The following is a 16,490-nucleotide window of genomic DNA, read 5'->3' as shown; positions in this document are numbered from 1 at the left end:
GCGAAAGTGTGCGCCTGCGCGGGGTTAAAACTGATATAATCCGCCGCTTTTAACGAGCGCGAAAATCTTTTGCAACAACTTTAAGGAGTGTGCGATGGCAGTGAATCTGCAAAAAGGCCAGAAAATCTCTCTGGACAAAGAAGTAGGCGGCCAGCTGAGCAGCGTGGTGATGGGTTTGGGCTGGGACGTTGCCAAGAAAAAAGGCCTGTTCGGCCTGTTTGGCGGCAGCGAGGAAATCGATTTGGACGCTTCGTGCTTTATGTTTGACGAAGACAAAGAATTGGTTGATCTGGTGTTTTTCAACCATCTGAACAGTGAAGACGGCTCGGTGCAGCACAGCGGCGACAACCGCACCGGCGAGGGCGACGGCGACGACGAACAAATCGCCGTGTTTCTGCCGGCGGTGCCGCAGCATGTGAAAACGCTGGTGTTTACCGTCAGCAACTACACCGGCCAGGACTTCAGCCGCGTTGAAAACGCCTACTGCCGCCTGGTAAACGGCCAAACCGGCGAAGAAATCGCGCGCTACAACCTTTCCGCGCAGGGCAACCACACCGCGCAGATTATGGCCAAAGTGTACCGCCACAACGGCGAATGGAAGATGCACGCCATCGGCGAAAACAGCCAGGGCGCCACGCCCGACCGCATCATCCCGCGCATCCTGCCGCATCTGTAACCTACAAAGCGGCGGCATTCGCCGTCAGCCGATAAAGGCAGCCTGAAAACCGCCAAACGGGTTTTCAGACTGCTTTTTCGTTTTCAGGCTGCTTTTTGCCGTGCCAAATCAAAACCGCCCCGAACGCATTTCGGGGCGGTTTTACTGCCGGAATGTTTTTCAGGCTGCTTATTTCTGGTTGGCTTCGATGGCTTCCTGCAGGTGCGGCATCGGCGCGTAGCCGCTTTGCACTTTGCCGTTGGGGAAGACCAGCGTCGGCGTGCCGTTGAAGCCGAAGCGGCCGCCCAGCGCGGTGGTTTCGGCTACCGGATTCGGGCAGTCGGCCACCTGTGCCGGCTGTTTGCCTTCGCGCATCCATTTGAGCCAGGCGGCGGTGCGGTCTTTTTGGCACCAAATCTGCACCGCCTTGCGTTCGGCATCGGGGTGCAGCGAAGGAATCGGCATCATAAAGTTGTAGATGGTGATGTTATTGATTTTCGGGAATTCGTGTTCCAGTTTTTTGCAGAACGGGCAGTCCGGATCGGAGAACACCGCCACTTTCAACTTGCCGTTGCCGCGCACTTCGGTGATGGCTTTGTCGAAAGGCAGGCTGTTGAAATCGACGGCGTTGAGCACTTCCTTGCGCTCGTCGGTCAGGCTGCGGCCGGCTTTGGTTTCGATCAGGTCGCCCACCAGCATATAGGCGCCGGTTTCGTCGGTGTAGGCCACGGTTTTGCCGGCGGCGCTCGGAATCACCACTTCGTAAATGCCCTTAATCGGCGTGGTGGCAACGCTTTCGATTTTCAGGTTCTGGTCGGCATAGTTTTTTTCCAGCGTGGCGCGGATGGTGTTGCCGACTTCGGCCGGTACGCCCGCGCCGATTTTGGCGGCAGCCGATTCCTCGGCGGGCGCGGTACCGTTTTTCTGGGCGACGGCGGCCGGCTGGCCGTTGGCCGCGGGTGCTTCGCCGCAGGCGGCCAGCGCCAGCATCACGGCAGGAATGGCGATGCGCAGGGAGAAAGAGCGTTTCATGGTAATGGCTTTCCGTGTGATAAAAAAACGGCGCATTATGCCCAATCGGATGCCCTTTTGCTAATCGAATTTGACTATTAGCCCGTAAAGGCAGCCTGAAAGCCGCGCGCCGCCCTTTCAGGCTGCCCGATACCTTTTGCCGGCGCCGGTAGCCTGAAAAAAGCGCCGCTGCCCGCGCGGCGCCCGTTGTAAAGCGCCCCCGCGCATGCCACAATCCGCGCTTTCCCTTTTCAGGCTGCCTGCCATGATTCCCATCCTCGCCTTCGACATCGAAACCGTGCCCGACACCGCCGGCATCCGCCTGCTCAACGGCCTGCCCGACAGCCTGACCGACGCCGAAGTCGCCGAATACGCCTTTCGCGAACGCCGCGCCAAAACCGGCGGCGACTTTATGCCCCACCACCTGCACCGCGTCGCCGCCATTTCCTGCTGCCTGCGCTGGGGCGACAAAATCCACGTCGGCACGCTCGGCAGCCCCGAAGACAGCGAAGCGGAAATGGTGGCCGAATTTTTCAGGCTGCTGGAAAAATACACCCCGCAGCTGGTGAGCTGGAACGGCGGCGGTTTCGATCTGCCCGTGCTGCACTACCGCGCCCTGGTTCACGGCATCGCCGCCCCCCGCTACTGGGACATGGGCGAAGGCGATTTTGCCGACAGCCGCGACTTCAAATGGAACAACTACATCAGCCGCTACCACCAGCGCCACTGCGACCTGATGGACCTGCTCGCGCTCTACCAGCCCCGCGCCGCCGTGCCGCTGGACGACATCGCCAAACTCTGCGGCTTCCCCGGCAAAATGGGCATGGACGGCAGCAAAGTATGGCAGGCCGTTCAAGAGAACCAAATCCAAGCCGTGCGCGACTACTGCGAAACCGACGCCGCCAACACCTATCTCGTTTACCAGCGCTTCCGCCTGATGAGCGGCGCCGCCGACGCCGACCAATACCGCTTTGAAACCGAAAAACTGCGCAGCTACCTGCAAACCCTTGCCCCCGAAAAACCGCACTGGGCAGAGTTTCTCGCCGGCTGGCAGGCAGCCTGAAACCGCCGTTTTGCCCTTTCAGGCTGCTTTGACCTTTCAGGCTGCCTGAAACGGCAGCCTGAAAACACCCAAAACCGCTTTCAGGCTGCCTGAAAGCACCGGAAACTGCACCATGAGACTCTGGCACCAAACCCTGATTCCCCACCTGCCGCGCGCCCAGCTACTCGGCCAGCACCGCGAATGTGCCGCCCTGCGCGGCGCCGGCTGGGGCAGGCCGCATGCCACCGTTGATTACGTTTTCCGCCATCCGCCGCACCTGCTTTACCGCTACCACCTGCTGGTGATGGCCGAAATGCGCGCACGCGGCTACCGTCCCGCCGAAGTATGGAACGACCCCGCCTACCGCGGCCAAAAACTGCCGCCGCACGACAAGCTCGCTCCCGCCGCCGACGCCTGCCCGCTGTACCCCGAACACAACGCCGCCTACCTGCGCGAATGCCTGGACAACCTGGCCGCCAAAGGCATTCGCATGGTTTTGGAACAGGCTTAAGCAGTTTTCAGGCAGCCTGAAAAGCCGTTTTCTCCTTTCAGGCTGCCTAGGCGGCGCAGGATTAAACGGAATGAAAAAAGCAGCCTGAAACCTTCCGCCGCGGCCTTTTCAGGCTGCCTGAATTTGAAAGCGCAAACCGCCATGTCTTTTTCCCTATCCCAAATCACCCTGATCGGCGTCGGTCTGATCGGCGGCTCGCTGGTGCTCGATTTGAAGCGGCAGCAGCGGGTGCGGACCGTGGTCGGCATCGACATCCATGCCGACAATCTGGCGCGGGCGCTGGAGCGGCAGGTGATCGACCGCGCGTTTGCGCGTATCGAAGCGGCGGCGGTGCGCGGTGCCGATCTGGTGCTGGTGGCCACGCCGGTGGCCACGCTGCCGGCGATCTGCCGCGAGCTGGCGCCGTTGTTGGATGCGCATACGGTTGTCAGCGACGTCGGCAGCACCAAGCGCTCGGCGCTCGCGGCTTTCCGCCGCCATCTGCCCGCGCATCTGCCGCGCTGCGTGGCGGCGCACCCGATTGCCGGTTCCGACCGCAGCGGTGCCGCCGCCGCGCGTTTCGGGCTGTTTAAAGGCAAAAAACTGGTGATCTGCCCGCACGAAACGCAGGACGAAAGCAGCCTGAAAACGGTGGAAGCGCTGTGGCAGGCGGTCGGCGCCGAAACCCACCGCATGGACGCCGCCGGCCACGATGCGGTGTTTGCCGCCGTGTCGCACCTGCCGCACCTGCTGGCGTTTTCCTATGTGCAGCAGCTGCTGGGCGATCCGCGCTGCGCCGAGTATTTCCGCTTTGCCGGCAGCGGCTTTCGCGACTTCACCCGCATCGCCGCCAGCCATCCGCAGATGTGGGCGGACATCGCGCTGGAAAACCGCGAACCGCTGCTGGCGCTGATCGACAGCCAGCAGCAGGAACTCGCGGCGCTGCGGCAGGCGCTGGCAGCGTCTGACGGCGACGCGCTCTACCGCCGTTTCGCCGCCGCCGCCGCCGCCCGCCGCCGCTGGGAAGAGGAAGAATAGTTTTCAGGCTGCCACCGGGCAGCCTGAAAGTTTTTTTCGGCGCAGTTTGACCGATGCTGCGTAGGTGCGCATCGCGCACCAAAACACCGGCCAGCGTGGCAGACGGTGCGCGGTGCGCACCCTACAGGCGCTTGCGGCAGTGGCCGGACAGCAGCCTGAAAAACGCTTGGTTTCAATGATGCGTAGGGTGCGCACTGCGCACCGAAATACCGAATGATGCGGTAAACGGCGTTCGGTTTACGCCGTGCGTCGCAAGGCAGCCTGAAAGTTTGGCGGTGTTTTGAAGCGCGATGCGCAGGATGCGCCCCGCACCCCGAAATACCAGCCGGTGTGGTAATGGTGCGCGGTGCGCACCCTACGGACGGTGAAAAAATCACCGGTGTTCGGGCAGCGGAAAAACTGCCGGCATTGGGTGGTTTGCCCGTTATCCGGCCGCTGTAAAACTTTCAGGCTGCCGCCAAGCTCGGCTACAATGCGGCGCGCCTGCTTGGGAAAGGCTTCCCAAGTCGCATCGTTTTTAACGGGAGAGTTTATGTACGACACAAAGATAGAGTGTTTGAAGCAGGTCGATTGGATGTCCGTCCTGCATTGCGGCGTGAAGACGCGGAGCGATTCGCTGTGGGAGTGGCTGGTGTGGGTCTTAATCGGGGTGGGGGTGTTTTTCACCCTGAGCACCGGTTTTGTGCAGTTCCGCCTGCTTGGCCGCAGCATCCGCGAGATGACCGGCAGCCGCCGCAGCCATGACGGCGGCGAGCAGGGCATTACCGCGTTTCAGGCTTTTGTAACCGGTCTGGCCAGCCGCGTGGGTACCGGCAATATCGCCGGCGTGGCGATTGCCATCGGCAGCGGCGGCCCGGGTGCGGTGTTTTGGATGTGGCTGACGGCCTTAATCGGCATGAGTTCGGCCTTTGCCGAATCGACGCTGGCGCAGCTGTTTAAGGTGCGCGACGAGAAAACCGGCCAGTTTCGCGGCGGCCCGGCCTATTACATCGGCAAGGGCTTGGGGCAGAAGTGGCTGGGCGTGCTGTTTGCGCTGTGCCTGATTGTCTGCTTCGGGCTGGTTTACAACGCGATTCAGGCCAATACTATTGTGCTGGCGGTGCAGTCGGCTGCCGGCTGGACGGCGGACAAGGGCACGTCCGAAGCGCAATGGGCGCAGTATCAGCAGTTTCTGGCTGCCGGCCTGGTGCTGATGGCGGCGCCGATTATTTTCGGCGGCATCCGCCGCGTGGCCAAGGTGTCGGAAAGTTTCGTGCCGCTGATGGCGGTACTCTATCTCTTGATGGCGCTGTATGTGATGGCGGTTCATGCCGAGCGTATTCCCGAGATGTTCGCGCTGATTTTCCGCGACGCCTTTACCTTCAAGGCGGCCGGCGGCGGGCTGCTGGGCAGTTTGGTGTCGCAGTCCATGATGCTGGGCATCAAGCGCGGCCTGTATTCCAACGAAGCCGGCCAGGGTTCGGCACCGAACGCGGCGGCGGCGGCCGATGTCAAACATCCGGTGTCGCAGGGCATGATCCAGATGCTTGGTGTGTTTGTCGATACCATTATCGTCTGCTCGTGCACCGCCTTTATCGTGCTGCTGGCGCAGCTGCCCGCCAAGGAAGGGCTGGACGGCATCCAGCTGACCCAGGCGGCGCTGGAGAGCCATGTCGGCGCGTGGGGGCAGCACTTTTTGGCGGTGGTGCTGTTTATGTTTGCTTTTTCGTCGATTATCGGCAACTACGCCTATGCCGAATCCAATATCCAGTTTTTAAACAACAATAAAACGGTATTGAACCTGTTTCGGCTGGCGGTGCTCGGTTTTGTGTATTTCGGCTCGGTCAGCCATGCGCAGATTGTGTGGGACATGGGCGATCTGACCATGGGCGTGATGGCGCTGATCAACCTGGTTGCCATCACCCTGCTGGCCAAGTGGGTGCGCCTGCTGCTGAAGGACTACACCGTCAAAGTGAAGCTGGGCAAAGAGCCGGAGTTCAAATTGTCCGAGCATCCGGTGCTCAAGCGCAAAATCAAAACCGATATTTGGTAAACCCTTGCCCAAAAAGCAGCCTGAAAAGTTTTTCAGGCTGCTTTTTTGCCGTTTGCCGCTATAATGCCGCCTTTTTGCGACTGCGGGGCAGCGATGGAACAACGGCGTTTGCGATTTACCAAAATGCACGGTTTGGGCAACGATTTTATGGTGGTGGACGGCATCAGCCAGCGTTTTGTGCCGGAAGAAGCGCCGCTGGCCGCCTGGGCCGAGCGCCACACCGGCGTCGGCTTCGACCAGCTGCTGCTGGTGGAAAAAAGCGGCCGCGCAGACGTCGATTTCCGCTACCGCATTTTCAATGCCGACGGCAGCGAAGTCGAACAATGCGGCAACGGCGCCCGCTGCTTCGCCCGCTTTGTGGCCGACAGCGGCTTGAGCGATAAAAGCGAAATCGTCGTCGAAACCGTCAAAGGCATTATCCGCCCGCGCCTGAACGATGACGGCACCGTGCGCGTCAATATGGGGCAGCCGCGTTTTGCCGCCGCCGAAGTGCCCTTTGCGCTGGAAGCGGGGGAAGACGACGAAGCGCTGCGCTATGCGGTGGCCGCCGCCGGCATCCGCGCCGAAGTGGCGATGGTCGGCATGGGCAATCCGCACGCGGTGATGCTGGTGGACGATGTCGCCGCCGCGCCGGTGGCCGAATGGGGCGCGGCGCTGCAGTCGCACCCGCGTTTTCCGCAGCGGGTAAACGCCGGCTTTATGCAGATTGTCGATCCGCGGCACATCCGCCTGCGCGTGTTTGAGCGCGGCGTCGGCGAAACCCAGGCCTGCGGCACCGGCGCCTGCGCGGCGGTGGCCGCCGGCGTGCGGCTCGGCCTGCTGGCGGCGGGCGAAGACGTGGCGGTGGAACTGCCCGGCGGCACGCTGTCGATCAACTGGCAAAGCGGCCAAGACCTGATGATGAGCGGCCCCGCCGTCGAAGTCTTTGCCGGCGAACTGGTTTATTGAACGCCCAAAGCAGCCTGAAACGCGCCAAAACGGCTTTCAGGCTGCCTTCTTTATGCCGCCGTGCGGCAACAACGATTAAGGAAACCCCATGAATCCGCAACGGAGCCCGAACCGATGGAAGCGCTGACCAGTCCCAATCTGGCGGCGGTGCTGCTGACCGCGCTGGTGTTCGCCTGGCAGGCGCTGCGCTACCGGCGCATCGGCTGGCTGCTGGTGTCGCTGCTGCTGTGGTTGGCGGCGGCGCTGCTCTCGGCGCTGCTGCTGCCCGATGTGGCGCAGATTATGGAAAACCTGTATCTCAAGCATCAGGGGCATTATTCGTGGCCGGTGTGGCTGGCGCCCGCGCTGCAGCGGTTGGTGCATCCGTCCACGCTGTATCTCATGCACGGCTATCTGTTTGCCGGCAGCCTGTTTTTCTGGCTCGGCGGCGTGGAAAAAGTGCGCGGCGGCGGGCTGGCCGGCCGGCGCAGCGGCACCCTGCTGCCGCTGTATGCCTTCAGCTTGCTGGTCATGCATCTGGCAATCGCGCTGGTGGTGCTGGCGCAATGGCTGGTGCTCTCCGGCAGCGGTTTGGAAAAAATGATGCCGGTGGTGCTGGCGCGCGCCGCCGCGGCCTACTGGCTGGAGCCTGCCAAATGGCTCTATTGGCAGATTTTCCTGATGGTGTTTTTTTACCTGCACAACCGCCTGCGGCAGCGGCGCGGCGATGAAATGGACTCGCTGCAGTTTGTGATCGCCCTGCTTGCGAGCACGGTTTATTTCCAAGACCGCATGCTCGGCTGGCTCAGCCGCCTGCTGCTGACATTGTTCTGAAGCACTGCCATACAAAAGCAGCCTGAAAACCGCAAATCCGGTTTTCAGGCTGCTTTTTGCTTTGCGCGGCGGTTGGCTGCCGGCGGCAATGATGTCGGGGGAGACTTAGGCTGGAGGGCGCAAAGTTTTCAGGCTGCCTTCGGATTGGGGCAGCCTGAAAAAGATGGTGGCAGGGCAGGGCGGCAGGATTTATTCCTGCCGGTAGTCGTCTTCGCTGTCGGCCAGAAAGCCGCGCAGCTTTTGGATGGCTTTGGCTTCGATTTGGCGGATGCGTTCGGCGGAAACGCCGTATTCGTCGGCAAGCTGGTGCAGGGTCAGGCCGCCGTCGTCCTGCAGCCAGCGGGTTTCGACGATGCGCCGGCTGCGGTCGTCCAGGCGGCTTAAGGCATTTTGCAGGCCTTCGGTCTGCAGCGCGTAGTGCGCCTGCTTGGCCAGCTGGTTGTCGGGCGTGCTGTCGTTGTCGGAGAGCCAGTCGATGGGGGCGAAAGCGTTGTCGTCGTCGTCGTCGCTGTTGTCGGGCAAAAGGGCGATGTCGCGGCCGGTCATGCGCTGTTCCATTTCCAGCACTTCGGAGAGTTTCACCCCCAAATCGTCGGCGATTTCCTGCGCTTCTTTGGGCGAGAGCGCGGCCAGGCTTTTGCGCATGCTGCGCAGGTTGAAAAACAGCTTGCGCTGCGGCTTGGTGGTGGCCACCCGCACCAAGCGCCAGTTGCGCAGGATAAATTCGTGGATTTCGGCCTTAATCCAATGCACGGCAAAGGAAAACAGCCGCGCGCCGCGCGAGGGCTCGAAGCGTTTGACCGCTTTCATCAGGCCGATATTGCCTTCTTGGATCAGGTCGGCCTGGTTGAGGCCGTAGCCGTCGTAGCCGCGGGCGATGGAAACCACCACGCGCAGATGCGAGAGAATCAGTTTTTTCGCCGCTTCCAAATCGCCGTTTTGCTGGCGCTCGGCCAGCGCGGTTTCTTCTTCGGGGCTGAGCATCGGGATGCTGTTTACGGTGTGGATGTACTGATCCAGACTGCCGTGGCCGCTGGGGACGGGCAGGTTGATGGGTTCGCTCATGCTGGTTTCCTTGTGTGGGACGGCCTGTTTTCCGCGGCTGCGCGGGCAGCCTGAAAAATGCCGTCGCGGCAGGGTGTTGCCGCAAGCGGGCGATTATAACGGCAATCGGCTGCCGGCCGCGGCGCGGCTGCGTTAAAGTTTGTATGGCCGGCTACAAATCGGCGGGCGCGAGCATCAGCCGCAGCCGCACGGCGGCGCCGTCGCTGCCAATGCCGCCGCGGCATTCAAACCACCAGAAAGCGGATTTTTTAACCGACCAATAGCTGTTGCCCAGCCAGTTTTGGTTGAGCAAAAAGGCGCACAGGCTGCCGATCCACGGCTGGTGACCGACGATGACCAGCGCCGGCACGCCCTGCGCTTCGGCCTGCTGCAGCAGACGCGGCAGCAGGCGCGGGTCGGCATCGGGATTGAGCGCGGGCAGGATGCTGTCCGGCTCGCGCAATGCGGCGGCGGTTTGCCGGCTGCGCTCGGCCTGCGACGCCCACAGCAGATAGCCCGCGGGCAGTTTTGCCGCCAGCGCCGCCGCGCTTTTTTGCGCCTGCCGTCGGCCTTTGGCGGTGAGTTCGCGTGCCAGATCGCCGCCGCCGTTTTCCGGCTCGGCTTCGGCGTGGCGCCATAAAATCAGATCCATTGCCGTCCTTTCCGTTTTTGGTTTCGCTTTATTCGCTGCAACTGCCGCCGTTTTGCCGGCGCAGCCTGAAAAAGTCCTGCAGCATCTGCCGTGCCTGCCCGGCGAGAATGCCGCCGCGCACCGCGGTGTGGCTGTTGAGCCGTTTGTCGGCGAATAGGTTTAACAGGCTGCGGGCGCCGGTTTTCGGCTCGTCGGCGGCGTACACCAGCCGGCGGATGCGCGATTGGAGGATGGCGCCGGCGCACATCACGCAGGGCTCGAGGCTGACGTAAAGGTCACATTCGGCCAGCCGGTAGTTGCCGAGCACTTGGCCGGCGGCGGCCAGCGCGGCGATTTCAGCGTGGCGGCTGACATCGCGGCTGGCGATGCAGCGGTTGTGCGCGGCGGCGATGATTTCGCCGTCTTTCACCACCACTGCGCCGACGGGGATTTCGCCGGCATCCGCCGCCTTTTGCGCTTCGGCCAGCGCGGCAGACATCAGGCGCTCCATTTCCGGCAGCGGCGGAAACAGCGCGGCCGGCGGGTGGCTGTCGAGCCGCTGCTGCCAGTATTGCCGCTGCGCCGGCGACAGCTGCGCCGGCGTGCAGCCTTCGCACAGCGCCGCCAACTGCCAAAACACGCTGCGGGTGGCGCTCAGGCCGCCGGCCTTGAGCAGCAGAAAGGCGGTGTCGGCGCCGGTTTGGCGCAGCGCCGCCACGCTACCGATGCCGAGCGCGGTAAGGGCGGCAACAACGGACGGGGCAAGCGGCGGGGTGGTAAGCGGGGCGGAATCGGACATGGCGCAAGGCAGCCTGAACAGGCTCGGGGCAGGGTTTGGGGGTTTCAGGCTGCCTTTGGGGCGGCAGCTGCCGTTTTCAGGCTGCTTTGTCCATTAAATGGGTCTGGCGCGGCGGCAAATGGTGCGCGGTGCGCACCCTACGGCAGACAATGGGGGTGGCAGGCAGCCTGAAACAAGCGGAAACGGCATCGGGACGGCAGCCTGAAACGGCGGCGGCAGGATGCGCACCGCGCACCAAAACAGCTTTTGCCGCTTTCAGGCTGCTTTGTCCGGCTGGGTAGGCGGGTTTCAGATATGGTGGACAATCAGTTTTTTGCCCTGGTAGTCGAGCACGTCCACTTCCATATCGAAAAGGTCGCGGATATTGTCGCGGGTGAACACTTCGTTCGGCGTGCCGGTGAGGGCGACGCGGCCGTTTTTCATCGCCACCACATAATCGGCGTAGGCGGCGGCCTGGTTGATGTCGTGCAGCACGACGACGGTGGTGCGCTGGTGTTCGTGGGTCAGGCGGCACAGAAGCTGCATCAGGTTTTTGGCGTGGTGCATGTCGAGATTGTTTAGTGGTTCGTCAAGCAACACGTATTCGGTGCTCTGGCAGAACACCATCGCAATCATCGCCCGCTGGCGCTGGCCGCCGGAAAGCTCGGTGAGATAGCGGCCGGCCAGGTCTTCGAGCTTAAACTGCGCCAGCGCATTTTCAACGATGGCGCGGTCTTCGTCTTTGGGCTGGCCCTGATGGTAGGGGTAGCGGCCGAACAATAATAGGTCGCGCACGCTGATGCGGCTGTGGATGCTGTTTTCCTGCGTAAGGATGGACAGCACCTTGGCCATTTCGCCGGTGGGCGTGGCGGAGAGGTCGCGGCCGTTGTAGCCGATGCTGGCGCCGGCAGCCAGCGGGCGCAGCCGCGCCATAAACGACAGCAGCGTCGATTTGCCGGCGCCGTTGGGGCCGATTAGGGCGGTAATGCCGCCCTGCGGGATGTCGAGGTCGATTTTGTCCAAAATCGGACGGCCGCCGATGTGGTGGCTGACGTTTCTGATGGTAATCATGTTTTCGGTTTCGGATAGGGGAATACGGACGGGAAGGCAGCCTGAAAGCGGCGAAAACGTTCTTTCAGGCTGTCTTTGGGGGCACAGGCAGCCTGAAAAAAGCCTAGCGCTGTTTCATCACCAGATAGAGAAACACTAAGCCGCCGGCAAATTCGACCACCGCGCTGAGCACGCCTTTCATGCCCAGCAGGTGCTCGAACAGCGCCTGCCCCGCCACCAAAAGCAGCGCGGAAATGAAAAAGGCTGCCGGCAGGCGCACGGCGTGTTTCATGCTGCCGGCAAAGCGGTCGGTAAGCGCGCACACCAGCAGGCCGAAAAAGCTCACCGGCCCCACCAGCGCGGTGGCGGTGGCCACCAGCACCGCCACCCAAGTGAGTATCCACAGAACGTGGCGGCGGTAGGGGATGCCGAGATTGGTAACCTGGTCGCGGCCGAGCAGGTGGACGTCGAGCCGGTAGCGTTCGCGCCAAATAAAGATGGCGCTCACCACCATCACCACCGCGCCGAACCACAGCATTTTTTCGTTGACGGTGTTAAACGAGGCAAAAAGGTTGGTTTGCACGGTGGCGAATTCTTCGGGGTCGATCAGCCGCTGCAACAGCGAAGACAGGCTGCGGAACAGCACGCCGAAAATCACGCCGATCAGAATCATCCGCGTCAGATCCTGCCCGCCTTCGCGCAAAAGCAGCCTGAAAAGCAGCACCGATCCGCCGAGCATCGCCGCCATTTCCAGCGTGAACTTGCCCGCCAGCGGCAGCAGGGTATAGCCGATGCCGCCCAGAAGCGCCACCAGCAGCGTCTGCAGAAAAATATACATGCTGTCGAAGCCGAGCACCGAGGGCGTGAGAATCGGATTGCCGGTGATGGTTTGAAACAGCAGTGTGGACACGCCGACGGCATAGGCCGCCATTACCAGCGCCGCCAGCTTGGTGGCGCGGTGCGGCAGCGCGTAGTCCCACGAGCCTTTGATGTTCAGCGTCATAAACAGCACGCAGGCGGCGGCCAAGAGCAGCGGCAGCAGCCACAGCACGGTGCGGCTGCGCGGGGCGGACAGGGTATTTTCAGGCTGCATGGGTATTCTTTCTCAGCAAAAGATAGAGGAACAACACCGTGCCGACCACGCCGAAAATGGTGGAAACGGGAATCTCGAAAGGATAGCGGATCAGGCGGCCGGCAATGTCGCAGGCCAGCACCAGCGACGCGCCCAACAGCGCCACCGCCGGCAGGCTGCGGCGTAGTTTGTCGCCCATCATACGGCTGACGATATTGGGCACCACCAGCCCGATAAACGGAATGCTGCCCACGGTAACCATCACCAGCGACGTAATCATCGCCACAATCACCAGCCCCGCCCACAGCACCGTGGTGCGGCTCAAACCCAGATTGACGCTGACCGTGTCGCCCAAGCCGGCGATGGTCAGCTGGTCGGCAATCAGATAGGCCGCCGCCGCCATCAGCCCGCCGATCCACAGCAGTTCGTACCGCCCCTGCAGCACGCCGGAAAACTCGCCCTGCCGCCACACCGCCAAAAGCTGCACCAAATCGGTTTCATAAGCAATAAAGGTGGTAACCGAATCGATTACGCCGCCGAAAATAATCCCCACCAGCGGCACCATCAGCTGCGCGGTCGGCGGCAGACGGCGGGTCAGCGCCATAAACAGCAGCATGCCCGCCAGCGCCGCCACGGCTGCCGCCGACATCCCCACCAGCCGCGGCGCCGCCGGAAAATACAGCGACATCAGCAGCATGCCCAGCGCCGCACTCTGGCTCGCTCCCACCATTGACGGCTCGACAAAACGGTTTTTCAGCAGAATCTGCATAATCATCCCCGCCACCGCCATCGAAGCGCCGGTCAGCACCACGGCAAAAGTACGCGGCAGGCGGCTGATCATCATCAGCTGCATATCGTCGGACAGCGAAAACAGGCGGCTCCATTGGAAATCCGCCACCCCCACCGACAGGCTGGCGGCAAACAGCAGCGGCATCGCCAGCAGCAGCGGCAGGTAAAAACGGGAAAGGGATTTGGACATAACAGTTGCGGGATTGGGTTGGTAGGATGGGGCAAGGTTTTCAGGCAGCCTGAAAACGGCAAAAACGGCTTTCAGGCTGCCTTGGATTGTTACGGCGCGGCAAAAAGACGTGGATTATAAACCGAAAACGAATGCAAATCCTTATCCCATTGCGCCGAATATTTTTCAGGTTGCTTTCCGATGGCAAAGCAGCCTGAAAACGTTTTACAGCCTGTGGCAGCTGTCGCCGAAGGTGAAGCCCGATGGCCGTATGGATACGCTTGAGAAAGTCAAATCTTGCGATGCGATTGCAGGGTTTGATGTTGTCCAATATCTTTACAAAACTCAACGCAACTTGACGTTCGTCAAGTGCTTATTACGCTGAGTGAGTTACTATATAACATTAAATTTGTTTATAGAGAGTTTTGTCATGCGTCCTCATTTTCAAATAAAACCTTTGTTGTTTTTGATTTGTTTAACTTTTCCTACGACAATTTTTGCCGACGGCAATAACGCTTCCGAAGCTACCGAGCTGGAGCAGGTGCTTGTGAAAGGCAAACGGCAGCCGCAGGAAGGCAGCCGTCTGGACAGCGGCAGCAAAGATGTATTGGATGAAACGGCGCTGAAATCCACGCGCAGCATTTCATTGGGGCAGACGGTGGAAAAAATCAGCGGCGTGCAAAACAGCAGCTTCGGCCCAAACAACGGGCTGCCGCAAATCCGCAGCTTGGGCGGTACGCGCGTCAAAGTGATGGAAAACGGCTTGGGCGTATCCGATATGGCCGCCGTTAGCGGCAACCTGCCCACAGCGGTGCAGCCATTTATGGCCGAAAAAATTACCGTACACAAATCTTCTGTTGCCGTGCTGTACGGCGGCAACGCGATTGGCGGTGCGGTAAATGTGGAGACCGGTCAGATTCCGGCTGCGCTGCCGGAAAAACCTTTTGGCGGTAAGGTTGAAATCAGCGGCGGTTACAATACGCCGCATACCGAAATCCTGTCGCTGGATGGCAAAGCGGGCAAACTGGCTTGGCATATTGATGGCTTCAACAGCAAAATCTCGCATTACCGTATCCCGGGGTACAGCAAGGCATCGGCGTGCTATGAGCATGTCGGCAAAAACCTCTATTTCCCGCTTTCATCGGCCTGCCAGTTTGAAGTTCGTTACAATTACTTCTTCAATAAGGGTTTTTATCGGTATGTCGATAAAAACTATCTCGACAAAGGCGAAGCGTGGCGCGACGCGATGGGTCTTTCCTATGCCGATCTGTACCGCGAAACCAAACCCAATTTCGGCAATTGGGTGGAAAACCCGCTTTACGATCCAAGCATTACCGAGGGCAACGGCCGCAGCATCAAAAGTATCACCCACATCACACCCGACGAAAAAGGCCGGCTGACCAACAGCCATATGCATAACCGCAGTTTCTCCGCGGGCGCCAGCTATATCGGCGATCAAGGCTATGTAGGCATCGGCGTGAGCCGCTATCTGAATGATTACGGCATGCCCGGCTATTCTTCGTATAACACCCACGTCAAAAAACTCAACGGCGCGCTTCCCGCCAATGTTTCCGCCGCGCAAACCCGCTGGACAGGCGAAGCCATGTACCGCCCCGGCAGCGCGTGGTTTAACAATATCAAAGCCCAATTTGCCCATACGGATGCCAAAAACCGCGAATTTCTCGGCAATTACTTTGTCAGCAGCATCAACAGCCGCAGCAATGATCTGCGCATCGAATTCAATCATAAAGCCGGTGATTTTCTGCGGGGCAGCGCGGGGATAGACTGGCGGCAGCGGCGTACGGACGGCGTTGGTGCCGACCGCTTCCTGCCCGATACCCGCACCCGCGCTTACGGCGTGTTTGCGCTGGAAAAATTCCGCTACCGCAGCTTGGAGGCCGAAGTAGGCGCACGCGTCGGCAAAGTCAGCCATACGCCCGACTTCAGCAATTTCAAGCCCTCGCGCAACTACGGCGGCTCGCGTGAAAACAAAAAATACAATTTCGACTTGCACAGCCACCAGCTCGCCCTTGCCTGGCAGCCGCTTGACGCATGGCGCATCAGCCTGCGCCGCAGCCGTTCGCAGCGCGCGCCCGATATTAACGAGCTTTTCGCCGGCAACCTGCATTTCTCTACTTTTGCCAGCGAAAACGGCGATACCGACCTGAAAAAAGAAACGGCCAAAACCTGGGAAATCGGCAACGAAATCACTTGGCGCAACACCAAATTCAAAGCCGCCTACTATCACACCGCCTTTGACGACTACATCTATCTCGGGCACAGCGGCGTGTATGCCCAATGGCTGCCGATACGCTACTGGCAGCAGGGCGACACCAAAATCCGCGGTTTCGAACTGGAGCTGACCCAAGCCTTTAATCTCAAGCGCTACGGTTCGTTGGAAGCCCGCCTGTTTGCCGATTTGGTGAAAAACAGCCCGGTGGACAAACCGGCCTGCACCGCCGCCGACGCCCGCGATCCCGATAAATGGAAAAAATGCGTCCGCATCCACAACCAGGGCGACTACATGCCCGGCCTGCCTGCCTCACGTTATGGCATCGGGCTGGAGTGGAGCAAAGGAAACTGGCAGGTGGGCAGCAGCCTGACCCGTTATACTTCGCAAAAACGGCGCGGCAAAGCCGTTTATGAGGAGGCTGATTTGGGCGGCTACAATATCTGGGATGCCTATATCGCCTATTCCCACAAATTAGCCGGCGACCGCACGCTCGAATGGTTTGTCGATGCCCGCAATCTCGGCAACGTCGAAGCCCGCCCGCACAATTCCACTCTCAAATACCTTGCCCCGCTGCCCGGCCGCTCTTTGCGCACAGGTTTGAGGTTTGCCTTTTAAAAACCGAAAACGGTTTGGACAGCTGCTTGTTTGAAGCGCAACGTCTGCAGCCGCCCCCCAAAAAAACAGCCGTTCTCGAA

Annotated in this window: 16 protein-coding genes; 8 read left to right on the top strand and 8 right to left on the bottom strand. The window is 60.7% G+C overall.

The annotated features are described in order from the left end of the window. Positions 1–94 precede the first annotated feature (94 nt). Positions 95–676, top strand: coding sequence for a TerD family protein (locus tag MB824_RS00605; RefSeq protein WP_238744921.1), 582 nt, complete (start codon positions 95–97; stop codon positions 674–676). 168 nt (positions 677–844) lie between these two features. Here MB824_RS00605 and MB824_RS00600 read toward each other — a convergent pair whose 3' ends face one another. Continuing rightward, positions 845–1,687, bottom strand: coding sequence for a DsbC family protein (locus MB824_RS00600; RefSeq protein ID WP_238744919.1), 843 nt, complete (start codon positions 1,685–1,687; stop codon positions 845–847). Between the two features lie 244 nt (positions 1,688–1,931). Here MB824_RS00600 and MB824_RS00595 point away from each other — a divergent pair, with 244 nt between their 5' ends. The 3 genes from MB824_RS00595 to MB824_RS00585 all read left to right on the top strand — a co-directional run bounded on the left by MB824_RS00595 (position 1,932) and on the right by MB824_RS00585 (position 4,236). After that, on the top strand, positions 1,932–2,729 hold the full coding sequence (locus MB824_RS00595; RefSeq protein WP_238744917.1) for a 3'-5' exonuclease: 798 nt from the start codon (positions 1,932–1,934) through the stop codon (positions 2,727–2,729). 112 nt (positions 2,730–2,841) lie between these two features. After that, the gene (locus MB824_RS00590; protein WP_238744915.1) at positions 2,842–3,219 is read left to right on the top strand and encodes a TIGR02328 family protein; all 378 of its coding nucleotides are present in this window, start codon (positions 2,842–2,844) and stop codon (positions 3,217–3,219) included. 141 nt (positions 3,220–3,360) lie between these two features. Then, positions 3,361–4,236, top strand: coding sequence for a prephenate dehydrogenase (locus MB824_RS00585; protein WP_238744914.1), 876 nt, complete (start codon positions 3,361–3,363; stop codon positions 4,234–4,236). Positions 4,237–4,473: 237 nt separating this feature from the next. On the opposite strand, the gene MB824_RS00580 is transcribed toward MB824_RS00585, so the two are convergent. After that, complete coding sequence (locus MB824_RS00580; RefSeq protein WP_238744913.1) at positions 4,474–4,779, bottom strand: hypothetical protein; 306 nt, start codon at positions 4,777–4,779, stop codon at positions 4,474–4,476. A gap of 31 nt (positions 4,780–4,810) precedes the next feature. Here MB824_RS00580 and MB824_RS00575 point away from each other — a divergent pair, with 31 nt between their 5' ends. From MB824_RS00575 to MB824_RS00565, 3 genes are all read left to right on the top strand, one after another. After that, positions 4,811–6,268: an alanine/glycine:cation symporter family protein gene (locus MB824_RS00575; protein WP_238744912.1), complete on the top strand. Its 1,458-nt coding sequence runs from the start codon at positions 4,811–4,813 to the stop codon at positions 6,266–6,268. Positions 6,269–6,361: 93 nt separating this feature from the next. Then, positions 6,362–7,216: a diaminopimelate epimerase gene (gene dapF / locus MB824_RS00570; protein WP_238744911.1), complete on the top strand. Its 855-nt coding sequence runs from the start codon at positions 6,362–6,364 to the stop codon at positions 7,214–7,216. A gap of 114 nt (positions 7,217–7,330) precedes the next feature. Then, the gene (locus tag MB824_RS00565) at positions 7,331–8,029 is read left to right on the top strand and encodes a hypothetical protein (RefSeq protein ID WP_238744910.1); all 699 of its coding nucleotides are present in this window, start codon (positions 7,331–7,333) and stop codon (positions 8,027–8,029) included. 189 nt (positions 8,030–8,218) lie between these two features. Here the strand turns inward: MB824_RS00565 and rpoH are convergent, their stop codons facing one another. The 6 genes from rpoH to MB824_RS00535 form a co-directional block, all read right to left on the bottom strand. Beyond that, positions 8,219–9,094, bottom strand: coding sequence for an RNA polymerase sigma factor RpoH (gene rpoH, locus MB824_RS00560; protein ID WP_238744908.1), 876 nt, complete (start codon positions 9,092–9,094; stop codon positions 8,219–8,221). Positions 9,095–9,245: 151 nt separating this feature from the next. Next, positions 9,246–9,725 (bottom strand): SixA phosphatase family protein, encoded by a 480-nt coding sequence (locus tag MB824_RS00555; protein WP_238744906.1) that lies wholly within the window; start codon positions 9,723–9,725, stop codon positions 9,246–9,248. Positions 9,726–9,753: 28 nt separating this feature from the next. After that, entirely contained in the window at positions 9,754–10,503 is a 750-nt protein-coding gene (gene tadA, locus MB824_RS00550) for a tRNA adenosine(34) deaminase TadA (RefSeq protein ID WP_238744903.1), read from the bottom strand. A gap of 288 nt (positions 10,504–10,791) precedes the next feature. Continuing rightward, positions 10,792–11,553: an iron ABC transporter ATP-binding protein gene (locus MB824_RS00545; RefSeq protein WP_238744901.1), complete on the bottom strand. Its 762-nt coding sequence runs from the start codon at positions 11,551–11,553 to the stop codon at positions 10,792–10,794. 103 nt (positions 11,554–11,656) lie between these two features. Beyond that, the gene (locus MB824_RS00540) at positions 11,657–12,625 is read right to left on the bottom strand and encodes an iron chelate uptake ABC transporter family permease subunit (protein WP_238744899.1); all 969 of its coding nucleotides are present in this window, start codon (positions 12,623–12,625) and stop codon (positions 11,657–11,659) included. Beyond that, on the bottom strand, positions 12,615–13,583 hold the full coding sequence (locus MB824_RS00535) for an ABC transporter permease (RefSeq protein WP_238744897.1): 969 nt from the start codon (positions 13,581–13,583) through the stop codon (positions 12,615–12,617). The genes MB824_RS00540 and MB824_RS00535 overlap by 11 nt, the downstream gene beginning before the upstream one ends. A gap of 526 nt (positions 13,584–14,109) precedes the next feature. On the opposite strand from MB824_RS00535, the gene MB824_RS00530 reads away from it, so the two are divergent. Continuing rightward, complete coding sequence (locus MB824_RS00530) at positions 14,110–16,410, top strand: TonB-dependent receptor (protein ID WP_238744892.1); 2,301 nt, start codon at positions 14,110–14,112, stop codon at positions 16,408–16,410. The last annotated feature ends 80 nt before the right edge of the window (positions 16,411–16,490 follow it).

This window comes from Kingella pumchi (genome assembly GCF_022288825.1).
Classification (GTDB): domain Bacteria; phylum Pseudomonadota; class Gammaproteobacteria; order Burkholderiales; family Neisseriaceae; genus Kingella_D; species Kingella_D pumchi.
Note: the sequence above shows the minus strand (reverse complement) of the source record. Positions and strands in the feature narration are given on the sequence as shown.

Excerpts from the sequence above, each read along its gene's own strand:
- MB824_RS00600 (WP_238744919.1), bottom strand. The coding sequence starts at position 1,687 with ATGAAACGCTCTTTCTCCCTGCGCATCGCCATTCCTGCCGTGATGCTG.
- MB824_RS00595 (WP_238744917.1), top strand. The coding sequence starts at position 1,932 with ATGATTCCCATCCTCGCCTTCGACATCGAAACCGTGCCCGACACCGCC.
- MB824_RS00590 (WP_238744915.1), top strand. The coding sequence starts at position 2,842 with ATGAGACTCTGGCACCAAACCCTGATTCCCCACCTGCCGCGCGCCCAG.
- rpoH (WP_238744908.1), bottom strand. The coding sequence starts at position 9,094 with ATGAGCGAACCCATCAACCTGCCCGTCCCCAGCGGCCACGGCAGTCTG.
- MB824_RS00545 (WP_238744901.1), bottom strand. The coding sequence starts at position 11,553 with ATGATTACCATCAGAAACGTCAGCCACCACATCGGCGGCCGTCCGATT.
- MB824_RS00605 (WP_238744921.1), top strand. The coding sequence starts at position 95 with ATGGCAGTGAATCTGCAAAAAGGCCAGAAAATCTCTCTGGACAAAGAA.
- tadA (WP_238744903.1), bottom strand. The coding sequence starts at position 10,503 with ATGTCCGATTCCGCCCCGCTTACCACCCCGCCGCTTGCCCCGTCCGTT.
- dapF (WP_238744911.1), top strand. The coding sequence starts at position 6,362 with ATGGAACAACGGCGTTTGCGATTTACCAAAATGCACGGTTTGGGCAAC.
- MB824_RS00540 (WP_238744899.1), bottom strand. The coding sequence starts at position 12,625 with ATGCAGCCTGAAAATACCCTGTCCGCCCCGCGCAGCCGCACCGTGCTG.
- MB824_RS00535 (WP_238744897.1), bottom strand. The coding sequence starts at position 13,583 with ATGTCCAAATCCCTTTCCCGTTTTTACCTGCCGCTGCTGCTGGCGATG.
- MB824_RS00565 (WP_238744910.1), top strand. The coding sequence starts at position 7,331 with ATGGAAGCGCTGACCAGTCCCAATCTGGCGGCGGTGCTGCTGACCGCG.
- MB824_RS00575 (WP_238744912.1), top strand. The coding sequence starts at position 4,811 with ATGTCCGTCCTGCATTGCGGCGTGAAGACGCGGAGCGATTCGCTGTGG.
- MB824_RS00555 (WP_238744906.1), bottom strand. The coding sequence starts at position 9,725 with ATGGATCTGATTTTATGGCGCCACGCCGAAGCCGAGCCGGAAAACGGC.
- MB824_RS00585 (WP_238744914.1), top strand. The coding sequence starts at position 3,361 with ATGTCTTTTTCCCTATCCCAAATCACCCTGATCGGCGTCGGTCTGATC.